The following is a 15252-nucleotide window of genomic DNA, read 5'->3' as shown; positions in this document are numbered from 1 at the left end:
ATGAAAATAGGATATGATGCAAAGCGAATTTTTCATAACTCTACAGGTTTAGGGAATTATGGAAGAGACTTAATTAGAATTTTATCATATTATTATCCTAAAAACAATTATGTTCTTTACAATCCAAAACCTAAAAAGAACAATCGCTTAAAGATAGAAGGTAATATGTCTGAAGTTTTACCCAACTCAAAGTTTTGGAAAGTTTTTTCATCAATTTGGAGACAAGGTCCTGTTACAAACCAATTAAAAGTAGACAATTTAGAAATTTTTCATGGTCTATCAGGCGAAATACCTAATGGTATTCAAAAATTACCAATTAAAAAAGTTGTAACTGTTCATGATTTAATTTTTTTAAGATATCCTAAATTATATTCTTTTTTTGATAGAAAAATTCATTTAAAAAAAGTACAGTTTTCAACTGAAAATGCTGATAGAATCATAGCAATTAGTGAGCAAACTAAAAAAGATTTGGTAAACTTTTTAAAAATTGATGAAGAAAAAATTGAAGTTATTTATCAAGGATGTCATAAAACTTTTACAGTAGAAAAAACAAATGATTTTAAAAAAGAAGTTCAAAATAAATTTAAGCTTCCCAAAGAGTTTGTTTTAAATGTTGGAGCAATTAATAAAAGGAAAAATATTTTATCATTAATTAAATCTGTACAGGAAATAGACACAGTGCTGATTATTGTTGGAGCAAAAACTTCTTATTTTAAGACTGTACTAAAATATGTAAATAACCATCAATTAAATCATAAAATACGTTTTTTAGAAGGGGTTAGTATGAAAGAATTATCAGTAATTTATCAACTGGCAACTGTTTTTGTGTATCCAAGTATTTTTGAAGGATTTGGAATACCAATTATAGAGGCTTTATACTCTAAAACGCCTGTTGTTACTAATGGTAAAGGGGTTTTTCCAGAAGCAGCAGGACCTAATTCTTATTATGTAAACCCTATGAGTATTAAAGAGATTAAAGATGCTATCGTTTTTTTATTGAATAACCCTAAAGAAAGAAATAGAATGGTAGAAGAAGGTTTTAATTATGTTCAAAAATTTAATGATGTTTGTATAGCAGATTCTTATATGAATTTATATAAAAAAGTATTAAATGAAAATTAATGTTTTATTTTTTTCAACACCTATAAGCTGGAGAGGAGGAGAGTTTCAGATACTTGAGCTTGTAAAAGAAATTAAAAATGAAGTTAATGTTTGTTTTTTTTGCCCAAACAATTCTGTATTATATAAAAAATGCATTGAAAACAATATAAAAGTTATTGGATATAAAAAAAGGATTTCATTAGATCTATTTGCTGCTTATAAATTAACAAAAATTTGTAAGAATAATAAAATAGATATTATACATAATAATGATTCTGGTTCACAAACAATTTGTTTTTTGGCTTCACTTTTCTTTAAAAATAAAACTCCAAATGTTTTAAGTAAAAGAACAATTTTTCCTTTTTCTAAAGGAAAAATATCAACATTTAAATATTCTCATAAGAATTTAAAAAAGATTGTTTGTGTATCTGAAGCAGCAAAAAAAATAGTCTTAATAAACTATAAAAATAAAAATAACGTTTGCGTTATTAATGATGGTATAAAAACAGAAAAGTATAATTTAAAATCAGATTATTCTTTAAAAAAAGAATTTAATATACCAGTTGAAAATAAAATTATTGGTTTTGTAGGAAGTCTATCAAAAGAGAAAGGAATACCTTGTTTGATAGATGCCTTTAAGGCTGTAAAAAAGAAATTTTTTAATGTAACATTAGTAATTATTGGTAATGGAGTTTTAAAAGAAGAATTAAAGACAATGGTTAAAAAAGCAAATCTGAATGAAAGTGTTATTTTTGCAGGATTTAGAAATGATATTCCTAGAATAATGGAAAATTTTGATATGCTTGTTTTGCCATCACTTGCAGAAGGTTATCCCAATGTTATTTTAGAGTCATTTGCATCTAAAGTACCTGTAATAGCTTCAAATGTTGGAGGAGTTCCAGAAATTATTATGCATAATAAAAATGGATTAATTTTTAAACCTACAATGGTTGATGAATTAGAGATTAATATTCTTAAATTATTAAATAATAAAGAGTTTTCTAAAGATTTAATTGAGAAAGCTTTTTTAGATGTAAATAAAAAACATTCAATAAAAATTTCTTCAAAAAAAATGAGTTTATTATATGCAGAGGTTCTTAATAATATGAGATTAGAAATTAATAACTCTTAAAACATCAAAAAAATAATACTATTTTATAAATGTAGATTATATTGTAAATTTGCACCAACATAAAAAAGCTGTTTTCCTTCAAGAAAAATCAATTTTTAAATAAAGGTTTTATAAAAATTAAATGTAAAAATGAGTTTTACAAAAAAAAATATTTTAATTACTGGAGGACTTGGTTTTATAGGTTCTAATTTAGCAATAAGACTAGTTGAATTAGGTGCAAATGTTACTGTGTTAGATAGTATGATTCCTGAGTATGGAGGGAATATTAAGAACATTGAACCTGTAAAAAATAAAATTACAATTAATTTTTCTGATGTTAGAGACGAATTCTCCATAAAGCATTTGATTAAAAATCAAGACTATCTTTTTAATCTGGCAGGACAAACAAGTCATCTAGATTCTATGATTGATCCTTTTCAAGATTTAGAAATAAATTCAAAAGCTCAATTATCTATTTTAGAAGCTTGTCGTAAATATAATTCTTCTATTAAAATAGTTTTTGCAAGTACTAGACAATTATATGGCAAGCCAGAATATTTACCAGTAGATGAAAAACATCCTATAAACCCTGTTGATGTAAATGGCATAAATAAAATGTCTGGAGAAAGTTATCATTTATTATATAATAATGTGTACGGTATTAAGGCAAGTGTTTTACGTTTAACAAATACATACGGACCTCGATTAAGAATAAAAGATGCTAGACAAACTTTTTTAGGGGTTTGGATTAGAAATCTTTTAGAAGAAAAGCCATTTCTAATTTTTGGAAATGGCAAACAAATAAGAGATTATAACTTTGTAGATGATGTTGTAGATGCATTTTTATTAACTGCATTGTCTGAAAAAGCAAATGGTAAAATTTATAATTTAGGCGATAATAACCCTATTTCATTAAATGATACAGCAATGATTTTGGTTGAAGAAAATAAAAAAGGAGCATATAACCATATTGATTTTCCAGCAGATAGAAAAAATATTGATATAGGAGATTTTTATGGAAACTTTAATAAAATACATCAAGATTTAGGATGGGAACCTAAAGTTTCTTTTAGAGAAGGTATAAAAAAAACACTTAAATATTATAATACCAATTTAAACTATTATATCTAATAAATGATTCCATTTAACGATTTTAAATTACATTATCAAAATAATAAACTAGCTACAGATTCAGCAATAACTAGAGTTTTAGAGAGTGGTTGGTACGTTTTAGGTAAAGAAGTAGAGAGTTTTGAAAAAGAATTTTCTGAATATTTAAACGCTAAATATTGTGTTGGAGTGGCTTCTGGAACAGAAGCAATAACACTTTCTTTAATGGCAAATGAGATTGGTTATAATGATGAAGTAATAACTACAAGTGTTACTGCTTTTCCTACAATTACAGGAATAGAACAGTCTGGAGCAAAATCAATAGTTATAGATATTTTTGAAGAGGATGGGTTAATCGATTACACAAAAATTGAAGAAAAAATTACATCAAAAACAAAAGCAATTATTCCTGTTCATTTATATGGACAAAGTTGTAATATGGATGCAATAATGAAGATAGCCAATAAGTATAATTTAAAGGTTATTGAGGATTGTGCACAAGCAGCTGGCGCAAGTTATAAAACAAAAAAATGCGGAACAATTGGTAGTTGTGGAGCATTTTCATTTTATCCAACAAAAAATTTAGGAGCTTATGGAGATGCTGGTGCTATAACAACAAATAATAAAGAGCTATATACCAAATTAATTTCATTAAGAAATTATGGGCAAACAAAAAGATACCACCATAATTTTAAAGGAATTAATAGTAGATTAGATGAAATACAAGCGGCTATTTTAAGAAGTAAATTGCCTTTATTAAATGACTGGAATAGTAAGAGGAATCATATAGCAAATTATTATAAAAAGTACTTAAAAGGAGTTGAGTTTTTAAAAGAAAACAAGTATGGTAAATCTGTTTATCATTTATTTGTCATAAAAATATCAAATAGAGATCAGTTTTTAAATTATTTAAATGATAATAATATTCAAGCATTCATACATTATCCAATTCCAATTCATAAGCAAAAAGCATTCTTGTCTCAAAAAGATGAATGTTTAAATGTTGCTGAAGATTTTACAAGTAAAATTATTAGTTTACCAATTTACCCAGAACTTACAGAAGAAAATTTACAAAGAATAGTTACAGTAGTAAATAATTATGAAAAATAAAGAATCAGTTTCTATTGTAATTCCTGTGTATAATGGGGCTAAATCTATATCAAAGCTAGTAAACCAGTTAATTACTTCTTTAACTAAAAACTATCTTTTAGAAATTGTTTTAGTAAATGACTGCTCTCCAGATAATTCAGAGGAAGTATGTATTTCAATTTTTGAAAAATATAAAGAAACAGTAAAGTTTTTTAGTTTGGCCAAAAATGTGGGAGAACATAATGCTGTTATGGCAGGTTTAAATAATGTAACAGGAAATTATACTGTAATTATGGATGATGATTTTCAGAATACAGTATCTGAAGTTATAAAATTAATTGAGTATGCTGTGGTTTCAAAAAACGATGTAGTTTATACCTATTATGAAAAAAAAGAGCATAATTTTTTTAGAAATTTAGGAAGTAGATTTAATGATAAAGTAGCAACAGTTTTATTAAAAAAACCAAAAGAATTATATTTATCCAGTTTTAAAATTCTTAATGCATTTTTAGTAAAAGAAATTATTAAATATGATTTGCCTTTTCCATATATAGACGGCTTAATTTTAAGAACAACTAATAATATTGGTAAAATACAAGTAAAACACCAAAAAAGAAAAGAAGGAAAATCTAATTATACTTTAAAAAAATTAGTTTCTTTATGGCTTAATATGTTTACAAATTTTTCTGTTTTACCACTTCGTGTATCTATGTTTGTAGGGTTTGTTTTTTCAATTTTAGGTTTTGTTTATGGTATTATTACTGTAATTGAAAAATTTTATAACCCCAATTTACCTATGGGATATACAACTATGATTATTTTAATATTAATTTTTTCTGGAATACAATTATTAGCCCTAGGAATGATTGGTGAATATATAGGAAGAATGTTTATGGCTCAAAATAGAATGCCTCAATACTCAATTAGAAAATCTTATAGCTTAAGTAGTTAGATGGAAAAAGAGGAGTATAAAAATATGTATGAACAAGAAAATGATTTTTGGTGGTACAAAATTATTCATTGTTTAATTATTTCTTATGTCAAAGAAAAAAAATCTAGAAGTTTATCTATTTTTGATGCTGGTTGTGGTACAGGAAGATTAATGGAATTATTAAAAGTTTTTGGGAATGTTTCTGGTATCGATTATTCTGAACAAGCAATTTGCTTTTCTGAAAAAAGAGGATTAAATAATGTAAAACAAGGTGATTTAAATACTTGGGAAGCTGAAATTAAATATGATGTTATAACCTCTATAGATGTATTGTATCATTCTGCAATAGAAAACGATTACAAAGTTTTAGAGAAGTTTTATAATAGTTTAAATAATAATGGTACTCTCATTTTAAACTTGGCAGCTTTTAATATTTTAAAAAGAGACCATGATACAGTTGTCCATACAAAAAGAAGGTACTATAAAAAAGATTTAATTTATCAGTTAAAACAAATAGGTTTTACAATAGAAAAGGCATCTTACAGGATGCCATATTTGTTTTTAATAATACTTATTCAAAAGTTTATATATAAAATAAAACCTGTTAAAAAAGTATATTCAGATGTGCAAAAAACATCGTCGTTTGTTAATGCTATCTTTTCTTTTTTGGGAAGAATTGAAAATTATTTTATTTTAAATATTGGAAATATTCCTTTTGGAAGTTCGTTATTTGTTGTTGCAAAAAAAAATAAATGAAAATAGCTAACATTCACCTTTTCGATTCAAAACATAACAAATTTTTTGTGTTTTTTATTTTTGTATTTAGTATAGTAATATTTAGTTATTTAACTATAGTGTTTTTGTACCCTTCTATAGGACCAGATTCAGGTTTCTATCTAAAAATAGCTTACGATTTAACAAATGGATTTTCTTTTTTTAAAGGATTGAACTGTAGTTATCCTCCTATGGTTATGTATTTTTTTTCTATTCTTTTTTATATAGATAAAAATACAGGATTAGAAATGATTTTTGTATTCTTTTTTCTTGTATATCCTGTAATTGCTTTACTATTTTATAAAATACTAAACTATTTTAATGAGGATAAAAAAACTAAGCTACTACTAACATTAATTTGTATTACTTCAATTTTTGTTTTAGAAGGAAACCATATTTTATTAGAGCCTTATGTATTATTGTTTCAATTAACTGCTTTATGGGTTTTATTAAGTTGGAAAAACAAAAAATGGCAGCTGTTTCTTTCAGGAATATTTGTATTTCTCGCATTTTATTCTAAACAGTATGGTTTGTTTGTGTTTCCTGCTATGTTCTTTTTTATATTTAGAGAAGTAAAAAAGACAAAAGATTTTTTTTACTATAGTTTTTTTTTAATACTAGGTTTTTTATTACCAATAGTATTATTAGCTGTTTATTTTGTTTATATCGAAAAAGTTTTAATTATAGATTTTGTTTATAAAATTTTTGGAGTTTCTGCATTAAAAGGCGATGAATCTGTAACGGGTACTTATTACGAATTATCTAGATTATTTACAAAAAATTTAGAGTTATTAATTAGGTTTCCTTTTATACTTTTAATTGGGTATTTAATCTTTAATAAAACTAGAAAAACAAATAAAAATTGGTTTGCTATATTTTTATTATTAGGTTCTTTATGTCAATTATGTTTTGCTTATTACGATCATTATTATCAACTAATTATTCCATATATTCTTATACTAATAGCTAGCATACCAAAATATTTTTTTTATAAGAAAGCTAAATTAGTTTTTGCTGTCACTGTTTTTTTTATAGGATCTTCATTTTTTGAGCTGTATAAAACATATATTGAAACTAAAGAAATGCATTTAAGCCAACAAAAAAATATTCCAATTTTAAAAGCTAATTTAAAAATGGAAGAGAATGTATATTTACAAGGAATTTCTCCTTCTTATTATTTTTTATGCAAGTATAATTCTCCAAATCCAGCCGTACTAGGATATAAATTTCCAGAAGAGTTTCAGTTAGCTACGATTAATAAAAATTTATCAGAAGGAGATTATATCATTATAGAATCAAGTTTAGAGAAAAATAAAGAATTTAAAGAGTATGAAATTATATCTAATTTGCATCTTCAAGATAAAAAAGCTATTCTCTTAAAGAAAAAATAGTTATTCATTAAAAAGTAGATAAGTTTTTAAAGTCTTTACTAAAATGTAAATTTGCGTCACTTTTAAAATTATGAAGTATACAGAAGCAATTTCAGCAGAAATTTTTAGCGTAATCTCTAACGCATCAAAACAATTACAAGTAGATAGTTATGTAATTGGTGGCTTTGTTCGCGATTTTTTCTTAAAAAGAGGAAACGCAAAAGATATTGATGTTGTTGCCATTGGTAGCGGAATTGATTTGGCCTTAAAAGTATCAGAATTATTGCCCAAAAAACCAAAAGTACAAGTTTTTAAAACCTATGGTACAGCAATGTTGCGTTACAATGATGTAGAAATTGAGTTTGTTGGAGCTAGAAAAGAATCGTATTCTGAGAATAGTAGAAATCCAGAAGTTGTAGCTGGTACTTTGCAAGATGATCAAAATAGAAGAGATTTTACTATTAACGCGTTGGCTTTAAGTTTAAATGAAACTAATTTTGGCAAATTATTAGATCCTTTTAACGGCATTGATGATTTAAAAAAGAAGATTATTAGAACACCTTTAAATCCAGATATAACTTATTCTGATGATCCTTTAAGAATGATGCGTGCCATTCGTTTTGCAACACAATTAAATTTTAAAATTGAAGAAAATTCTTTGAACGCAATCACTAAAAATTCTAATCGATTAAAGATTATTACAAGAGAAAGAATTGTTGTTGAACTAAATAAAATTTTAGCATCACCAAAACCATCAATCGGTTTTTTATTGTTAGAAAAAACAGGATTGTTAAAGCAAATTTTACCAGAAATTATTGCCTTAAAAGGAGTGGAAGAAGTAGAAGGGCAAAAGCATAAAGACAATTTTTATCACACTTTAGAGGTGGTTGATAACATTTCTGAAAACACCAATGATGTTTGGTTACGTTGGGCAGCTTTGTTGCATGATATTGGTAAAGCGCCCACCAAAAAGTTTAGTAAAAAAGTGGGTTGGACATTTCATGCACACGAATTTGTTGGTTCTAAAATGGTCTATAAATTATTTAAAAGACTAAAAATGCCATTGAATAATAAAATGAAATTTGTTCAGAAAATGGTGTTGTTAAGTTCTAGACCTATTGTTTTAGCGAGTAAAGTTACAGATTCTGCTGTAAGACGTTTAATTTTTGATGCTGGAGACGATATTAATTCTTTAATGACTTTGTGTGAAGCAGATATTACCACAAAAAACCCAAAGAAATTTAAACGTTATCATCAAAATTTTGAATTAGTGCGTACTAAAATAAAAGAAGTAGAAGAGCGAGATAGAATTCGTAACTTTCAGCCACCTGTTACAGGTGAAGAAATTATAAAAGTCTTTAATTTAAAGCCTTGTAGAGAAATTGGAGTGATAAAAGAGGCTATTAAAAATGCAATTTTAGATGGAATTATACCCAATGAAAAAGAAGCTTCTTATCAATTTATGATTAAAAAAGGAGAAGAATTAGGTTTTAAAGTTGATAAAAACTAGTTTTCTCTAAAGTTTTGTTTAAGGTATTTTTTAACAGTTATAAAGTCGCCTTTTTGTGCTATTTTTTGAATAAATTTTTCAAATTTAGTAGTCATTTTTTTACCACTAACATTTTTTATAAAACTAGGAATTTGAAAAGCTGTTATGTCAGAAAACTCCCATGGATGAAAGTATAGATGCAAATATTTATCCTTATTTAAAGATCTATTACATAAAAAAGAATAGATACTTAATGGTAAACTTTTAAAACTCAACCAAAATAATGGAAACCTAAAAATTGGTGTAACAGAAAAAGGCACACGTAGTATATTTAAGGTTGTATCATAAAAAATTTGCCTTGGTTTTTTTAAGTTATTATATCTACCAGGAATATAAGTTGGGTTTAAAGAAGAACTATATGTATAGCCAGCTTTTTTAATTTCATCAAAACTTAAAGGTCTTAATCTTGGACTTCTAATTCCATATATTTTTTGCTTAGAAATTTCTTCTAATTTTTGTTTAGAAAGTGCAATGTGTGCTGGGTTGTAATCAGAATGATAATATAAATGAGAAGCCAACTCATGCCCTTTATCAATAATTCTTTTAATTAATTCTGGTTTGTTTTCAGCATAATAAGCTGTGGTAAAAAAAGTTGCTTTTACATTATATTTCTCTAATAAATCTAATAAAGTTAAAAGACCTTTTGTGCTAATTTCTAGCTGCTTTTTCTTGCTGATATCTAAATTGTATTCTAACGGTAAATCAAACTCTTCTAAATCAAAAGTTAATAATATTTTTTTGCTCATTTTTTATTAAAATACATTCTAATTAAATTACTAGACTCTTTTTGTAATGTTTTTAAGCTAAAATTAGTAAAAATCATATTTTCTCTTAAATGAACCGTCATATAATTGATTTTTAAGCGATTTTTTAAAGCTCTTTTAATAAATTCAAATTCAAAAATAAAACTATTGGTTTTGGTTTCTAAAAATTGTTTGCGTCCTTTTTCATTGATTCCTTTTAATCCTGCTTGTGTATCTATGTTTTTAAAGCCAAGAAGTAAGAAGTTTAAAGCTCTTAATCCAGCAGAAATAAATTTTCTAAAAAAAGGTAGTTTTTTATAATAATCTATGGTTCTTGTGCCTACAATTACATCAAAACCATTTTCTTTCATTAGTTTATAAGATGTGTTGATTGCTTTTGTACCAAAAGGAAAATCCCAATCAGTATATATGTAGAAAATAGAATTAGCTTCTTGCAATCCTTTTTTTACGGCATAACCTTTTCCTTTATTCTTAGGATAGCTTATGTATTCTAAGTTTGAATATTGATTTTTTAAAACACTAATTTCTTTGTCGATTTCTTTAGAAGAACCATCGTTTACAATAATAATTTTAAAAGTTATTTCTTTAAAATAAGTATCCAAATTTTGTAATTCAGAGCCTAAAAGTTTTTCCCAACCTTTATGAGGGTTGTAAATAGGTAAAATTATTGTTAGTTCTGGTTTTAAACTCATTTTTATTTTTGAATCTTATTGTAGTTGTTAGTATTCGAAAAATACGTTAAATAAACCATTCTAACCCAGGTAATAAAAAATATAATTACAGCAAGATGTAAATCTTTTAAAACAACATCAGAAATTATTGTTGGGCAAAGAATATCAATCGGAAAAATAGCAATGAGTACAAAATTTGCCCATAATAAAATTGTATTTAGTTTCGTTTTTTCGCTAAACAAGTACCAAATTGCATAACCAACCATAGCAATTACATAGGTGTGCAATTCAGAACTTAAACCAAAAATAATTAACCAACTCATTAATATACCCGTAAACTGAGCTCTTAACGAAAACGAGTTTTTAAATTTTTTTAATTTTAATATTGTAATCACAAACAAAAAGAAAAGTACAACTATTGCAATTATAGAAGCAGAATCATTAATGGAATTGTATAGCGTATAAATTGGTCTGTAAATACTGTAAAAATCTTGTGCTCTTGTTGAGTGTTCAGAAACTGCTGTTAACCAAGATTGGTAATACATAAATAATTCTTTAAAATTAAAACGGATTAATGGTAAGAAAAGTAATCCTATTCCTATAATAAAAGTGTAACCTACGTTTTTCCAAAATTTGGGATAAAAAAGCAACATAATCAATTGAAAAATACCATAAATTTTAATAAAACCAGAGATTGAAATTAATAAGATTGCCCAAAAACTTTTATTTTTTTCGAATAAAGTAAATGAGAATAAAAATATAGCCGCAACAATTGGATTAAATTGCATTGATAATTGCGTTGCAAAAAGTAATAGACAAGAAATAAAAAATATAAACTTTTTAGCTTTAAAATTAAATTTTTCTGGTAGCGTAAAAATAGAGGTGTAGAAAACAAAATAGGTAAAAAAATTCCAAGTAAAAGCTCCAAGCCAACTTGGTAAAAGTGTAAAAGGCGTAAAAAGTATCGAAAATAAAGGCAAGTAAATAAAGACATCTAAAGGTTTGCCTCTAAGACTTAAGTGATACCAATCTGAATAAGGGTTTATATGGTTCCAAAAATCGATAGAACCAAAAGAAAATATCTGAAAATTATTATAAGATAAATTAATTACTTCTTTAAAAGTAACTGCAAACGTAAAAAACAAGCCAAACAAAAAAACACTCTTTTTAGTTTGAAATGAAGATTTTAAAAAATTAGATTTTTTTTTTCTGATGGATTTTACCTTAAACATTAATTAAGACTTTGCATAGTTACTAACTTAAAATATTCGCCTTTGTTGGCAAGTAATTCTTCGTGTTTACCTTGTTCTACAATTTGTCCTTTTTTCATTACTACAATTTTATTTGCTTTTTGAATGGTAGACAATCTATGCGCAATGACTAAAGAAGTTCTGTTTTGCATCATTTTTTCTAAAGCAAGCTGCACCAATTGTTCAGATTCTGTATCTAAAGCAGAAGTTGCTTCATCTAAAATCATAATAGGAGGATTCTTTAAAACAGCTCTTGCAATAGAAAGCCTTTGTTTTTGTCCGCCAGAAAGAGAATTACCACTATCGCCAATATTGGTATTAAATTGCTCTGGCAAATCTTTTATAAATTCATAAGCATTTGCAATATCAGCAGCATCTTTTATGGCAGATTCTGATGCATTTTCTGTACCTAATTTTATATTATTTTTTACGGTATCATTAAATAAAATGGATTCTTGCGTAACAATACCCATTAAATCTCGTAAAGATTTTTTTGTGAGCTCTTTTATGTTGATGTTATCAATTAAAACAGCACCTTCGTTAACATCATAAAAACGAGTAATTAAATTTGCTAAGGTAGATTTTCCACTACCTGATTGTCCAACCAAAGCAACAGTTTCTCCTTTCTTAATAGTCAAAGAAAAATCTTTTAAAACATATTCTTTTTTATATTTAAAAGAAATGTTTTTAAACTCAATTTCTTTGTCAAAAGATTGTTTTACAATAGCATTAGGTTTGTCTTTTATGTTGTTTTCGGTATTTAAAACTTGCATAATTCTCTCTGCAGATGCTTCTCCTTTTTGAATATTATAATAGGAAGTTGTAATTAATTTAATAGGATTTAAAACCGTGTAAAACAAGACAATATATCCCATAAATTCATCTGGTTGTAAAGAACTTGTGTTCGATAAAACTTCGGTTCCTCCATACCAAAGAATGGCAATGATGGTGGCAGACCCTAGAAATTCGCTCATAGGAGATGCTAGTGTTTGTCTATGAAAAACACTCGTCATTAAGTTTCTAAAAATAGAAGTAGAATTGTTGAATTTTTTCTTTATAATTTGTTCTGCATTAAACCCTTTTATCACTCGTAAACCGCCTAAAGTTTCTTCGATAAAAGATAAAAAAGTACCAGTTTCTTTTTGGGCTTTTACAGAATTTGCTTTTAATTTTTTGCTGATAGATGAAATGATAAAACCAGAAACAGGTAGTAAAATAAATACAAAAAGTGTCAATTTTACACTCATAAAAAGCATAATTGCTATTGCAATAATTACGGTAAGTGGTTCTCTTACAATGGTTTCTATAGATGTTAAAATAGAAACTTCTACTTCTTGTACATCAGCAGTCATTCTAGCAATAATATCTCCTTTTCTTTTTTCGGTAAAGTAAGAGATAGGCAATTCTACAATTTTATTGTACAATTTATCTCGCAAATCTTTTACAATTCCTGTTCTTAAAAAAGTAATAACATAAGAAGCCAAATACCTAAAAAAATTCTTTAAAAAGAACAGTGACAAAGCTAATAGGCAAATAAATAACAGTGTATTTATTTGCCCATCATTATCTATTTTTTGTGAAATAAAATGATAAAAATTTTCTTTTAAATAACTACCAATATTCGTAATTCCTTCATAAGTTGGTTGTGAAGTTATTTTCTTTTCTGTTTCAAAAAGTATTCCTAAAACTGGTATAAAAGCGAGAACAGATAAAACATTAAAAATGGCATATAAAATATTAAAGAAAATGTTTAAAAGAGTAAACTTTCTATATTTCTTTTCATATTTTAAAATGTCTTTAAAATGATTCATTAATCGAGTTTCATTTCTTTTATAATTCTTTGAATTTTAACATCCAATTCAGCTTCTACTTTTTCAGCATTTTTAGTGTTGTCTAAAGGTGCATTTACACTAAAGTAGAATTTAATTTTTGGCTCTGTTCCACTGGGTCTTGCAGCTATTCTTGTGCCTTTTTCTGTTTGATAAATTAAAACGTTAGATTTAGGTAAATCTATAGTTGTAATTTCTCCTGTAATTAAACTTTTCTTAGTTGATGCTTGATAGTCGTAAAGTGATTCTACTTTTTCTCCATCAATTTCAGAGATAGGATTGTTTCTCATATCACTCATCATTTGTTTAATTTGAGCTGCGCCATCCATTCCTTTTTTAACGATAGCAATTAAATGCTCTTTGTAAAAGCTGTTTTTTACATAAATATTTAGCAATTCTTCATAAAAAGAACTGCCATTTTGTTTTGCGTATGCTGCAACTTCGCAAGCTAAAAGTGTTGCAGTAACTGCATCTTTATCTCTAACAAAATCGCCAACCATATAACCAAAACTTTCTTCACCACCACCAATAAAATCGAGTTCTGAAGAATCTCTAATTAGTTTTGCAATCCATTTAAAACCTGTTAAACAAACTTTGGTTTCTACACCATAACTGGCAGAAACATCATTTACCAATTCAGAAGAAACTATGGTAGAACCCACAAACTGGTTTCCGTTAATTTTACCTTCTTCTTTCCATTTTTTTAGCAAGAATTCAGTCATAACAACCATTGTTTGGTTGCCATTCATCAACTTCATTTTTCCATCAGTATCTCTTACAGCAACACCTAATCTATCGCAATCTGGGTCTGTACCTATTACAATATCTGCTTTAATTTTATCAGCTAAATCTGTAGCAATTTTTAAAGCTTCTGGTTCTTCTGGATTTGGAGATTTTACTGTTGGAAAATCTCCATTGGGTTTTCTTTGTTCTTCAACTATATGAACATCTGTATAACCAGCTTTTGCCAATGCATCTGGTACAGAAATTATTGATGTTCCGTGTAAAGACGTAAAAACTACTTTTAGTTTTTTTCTGTCAATTTTATCAGACAAACATCCGTTTTTAACAGCACCATCAATAAAGACATTATCAACATCTTTACCAATTACTTCAATTAAACTTTCATTGGCATTAAATTTAATTTCAGAAAAATCTAACGCGTTTACTTTATTAATAATTCCGCTATCATGAGGAGGTACAATTTGCCCACCATCATTCCAATAAACTTTATAACCATTATATTCTGGCGGATTGTGAGAAGCTGTTAATACAATACCTGCATCGCAATTTAAATGACGAACTGCAAAGGATAATTCTGGAGTTGGTCTTAAATCTTCAAAAAGAAATACTTTAATATTATTTGCAGAAAAAACATCTGCCACAATTTTAGCAAACTTTTTACTGTTATGTCTACAATCGAAAGCAATTACTACTTTTAATTGTTCTTTTTTTACGTTTTCTATTAAATAATTAGATAAACCTTGGGTTGCTCTACCTAAGGTATATTTATTAATTCTGTTGGTTCCTGCGCCCATAATTCCACGCATTCCACCTGTACCAAATTCCATATTTTTATAGAATCTGTCTGCTAAATCATTAGAATTTGTATTGATTAATTCTTGAATTTCTTTCTGAGTTTCAGCATCAAAAGTAGCTGTTAACCATTGTTTTGCTTTATCTAAAATATCATTCATTTTGAT

The 15252-nt window shown here is 26.6% G+C and carries 13 protein-coding genes; 8 read left to right on the top strand and 5 right to left on the bottom strand.

The window, feature by feature from the left end; translation table 11 throughout:
• The 8 genes from ACY2RX_RS07355 (at nucleotide 1) to ACY2RX_RS07320 (ending at nucleotide 8996) form a co-directional block, all read left to right on the top strand.
• A complete protein-coding gene (locus ACY2RX_RS07355) occupies nucleotides 1-1122 on the top strand; it encodes a glycosyltransferase family 4 protein (protein ID WP_490103318.1) in 1122 nt (373 codons plus the stop codon).
• A complete protein-coding gene (locus tag ACY2RX_RS07350) occupies nucleotides 1112-2233 on the top strand; it encodes a glycosyltransferase family 4 protein (RefSeq protein WP_490103317.1) in 1122 nt (373 codons plus the stop codon). Before ACY2RX_RS07355 ends, ACY2RX_RS07350 begins: the two co-directional genes overlap by 11 nt.
• A 129-nt stretch (nucleotides 2234-2362) precedes the next feature.
• Nucleotides 2363-3343: a GDP-mannose 4,6-dehydratase gene (locus tag ACY2RX_RS07345; protein WP_490103316.1), complete on the top strand. Its 981-nt coding sequence runs from the start codon at nucleotides 2363-2365 to the stop codon at nucleotides 3341-3343.
• A 3-nt stretch (nucleotides 3344-3346) separates the two neighbouring features.
• The gene (locus tag ACY2RX_RS07340; RefSeq protein WP_490103315.1) at nucleotides 3347-4432 is read left to right on the top strand and encodes a DegT/DnrJ/EryC1/StrS family aminotransferase; all 1086 of its coding nucleotides are present in this window, start codon (nucleotides 3347-3349) and stop codon (nucleotides 4430-4432) included.
• Complete coding sequence (locus ACY2RX_RS07335; RefSeq protein ID WP_490103314.1) at nucleotides 4422-5363, top strand: glycosyltransferase; 942 nt, start codon at nucleotides 4422-4424, stop codon at nucleotides 5361-5363. Before ACY2RX_RS07340 ends, ACY2RX_RS07335 begins: the two co-directional genes overlap by 11 nt.
• Nucleotides 5364-6098 (top strand): class I SAM-dependent methyltransferase, encoded by a 735-nt coding sequence (locus ACY2RX_RS07330; RefSeq protein WP_490103313.1) that lies wholly within the window; start codon nucleotides 5364-5366, stop codon nucleotides 6096-6098.
• Between the two features lie 104 nt (nucleotides 6099-6202).
• The gene (locus tag ACY2RX_RS07325; RefSeq protein ID WP_490103312.1) at nucleotides 6203-7507 is read left to right on the top strand and encodes an ArnT family glycosyltransferase; all 1305 of its coding nucleotides are present in this window, start codon (nucleotides 6203-6205) and stop codon (nucleotides 7505-7507) included.
• 70 nt (nucleotides 7508-7577) lie between these two features.
• Nucleotides 7578-8996: a CCA tRNA nucleotidyltransferase gene (locus ACY2RX_RS07320; RefSeq protein WP_490103311.1), complete on the top strand. Its 1419-nt coding sequence runs from the start codon at nucleotides 7578-7580 to the stop codon at nucleotides 8994-8996.
• On the opposite strand, the gene ACY2RX_RS07315 is transcribed toward ACY2RX_RS07320, so the two are convergent.
• Genes ACY2RX_RS07315 through ACY2RX_RS07295 form a run of 5 tightly spaced genes read right to left on the bottom strand, consistent with a single transcriptional unit; the run spans nucleotide 8993 to nucleotide 15246 of the window.
• A complete protein-coding gene (locus ACY2RX_RS07315; RefSeq protein WP_490103310.1) occupies nucleotides 8993-9781 on the bottom strand; it encodes a polysaccharide deacetylase family protein in 789 nt (262 codons plus the stop codon). The two genes, ACY2RX_RS07320 and ACY2RX_RS07315, sit on opposite strands and share 4 nt — an antisense overlap.
• Nucleotides 9778-10491, bottom strand: a complete 714-nt coding sequence (locus tag ACY2RX_RS07310) for a glycosyltransferase family 2 protein (RefSeq protein ID WP_490103309.1) — start codon at nucleotides 10489-10491, stop codon at nucleotides 9778-9780. Before ACY2RX_RS07310 ends, ACY2RX_RS07315 begins: the two co-directional genes overlap by 4 nt.
• A gap of 2 nt (nucleotides 10492-10493) precedes the next feature.
• Nucleotides 10494-11702 (bottom strand): glycosyltransferase family 87 protein, encoded by a 1209-nt coding sequence (locus tag ACY2RX_RS07305; protein WP_490103308.1) that lies wholly within the window; start codon nucleotides 11700-11702, stop codon nucleotides 10494-10496.
• Nucleotides 11702-13531, bottom strand: coding sequence for an ABC transporter ATP-binding protein (locus tag ACY2RX_RS07300; RefSeq protein ID WP_490103307.1), 1830 nt, complete (start codon nucleotides 13529-13531; stop codon nucleotides 11702-11704). The genes ACY2RX_RS07305 and ACY2RX_RS07300 overlap by 1 nt, the downstream gene beginning before the upstream one ends.
• The gene (locus tag ACY2RX_RS07295; RefSeq protein WP_490103306.1) at nucleotides 13531-15246 is read right to left on the bottom strand and encodes a phospho-sugar mutase; all 1716 of its coding nucleotides are present in this window, start codon (nucleotides 15244-15246) and stop codon (nucleotides 13531-13533) included. Before ACY2RX_RS07295 ends, ACY2RX_RS07300 begins: the two co-directional genes overlap by 1 nt.
• Nucleotides 15247-15252 lie beyond the last annotated feature (6 nt).

The sequence above is a fragment of the Polaribacter sp. 2405UD43-2 genome, from assembly GCF_058147125.1.
This window is presented reverse-complemented; position numbering and strand designations above follow the sequence as displayed.

Bases quoted from the DNA above. Each gene is read 5' to 3' on its own strand.
- ACY2RX_RS07340 (WP_490103315.1), top strand. From the start codon at position 3,347: ATGATTCCATTTAACGATTTTAAATTACATTATCAAAATAATAAACTA.
- ACY2RX_RS07320 (WP_490103311.1), top strand. From the start codon at position 7,578: ATGAAGTATACAGAAGCAATTTCAGCAGAAATTTTTAGCGTAATCTCT.
- ACY2RX_RS07355 (WP_490103318.1), top strand. From the start codon at position 1: ATGAAAATAGGATATGATGCAAAGCGAATTTTTCATAACTCTACAGGT.
- ACY2RX_RS07330 (WP_490103313.1), top strand. From the start codon at position 5,364: ATGGAAAAAGAGGAGTATAAAAATATGTATGAACAAGAAAATGATTTT.
- ACY2RX_RS07310 (WP_490103309.1), bottom strand. From the start codon at position 10,491: ATGAGTTTAAAACCAGAACTAACAATAATTTTACCTATTTACAACCCT.
- ACY2RX_RS07335 (WP_490103314.1), top strand. From the start codon at position 4,422: ATGAAAAATAAAGAATCAGTTTCTATTGTAATTCCTGTGTATAATGGG.
- ACY2RX_RS07315 (WP_490103310.1), bottom strand. From the start codon at position 9,781: ATGAGCAAAAAAATATTATTAACTTTTGATTTAGAAGAGTTTGATTTA.
- ACY2RX_RS07305 (WP_490103308.1), bottom strand. From the start codon at position 11,702: ATGTTTAAGGTAAAATCCATCAGAAAAAAAAAATCTAATTTTTTAAAA.
- ACY2RX_RS07300 (WP_490103307.1), bottom strand. From the start codon at position 13,531: ATGAATCATTTTAAAGACATTTTAAAATATGAAAAGAAATATAGAAAG.
- ACY2RX_RS07350 (WP_490103317.1), top strand. From the start codon at position 1,112: ATGAAAATTAATGTTTTATTTTTTTCAACACCTATAAGCTGGAGAGGA.
- ACY2RX_RS07345 (WP_490103316.1), top strand. From the start codon at position 2,363: ATGAGTTTTACAAAAAAAAATATTTTAATTACTGGAGGACTTGGTTTT.
- ACY2RX_RS07295 (WP_490103306.1), bottom strand. From the start codon at position 15,246: ATGAATGATATTTTAGATAAAGCAAAACAATGGTTAACAGCTACTTTT.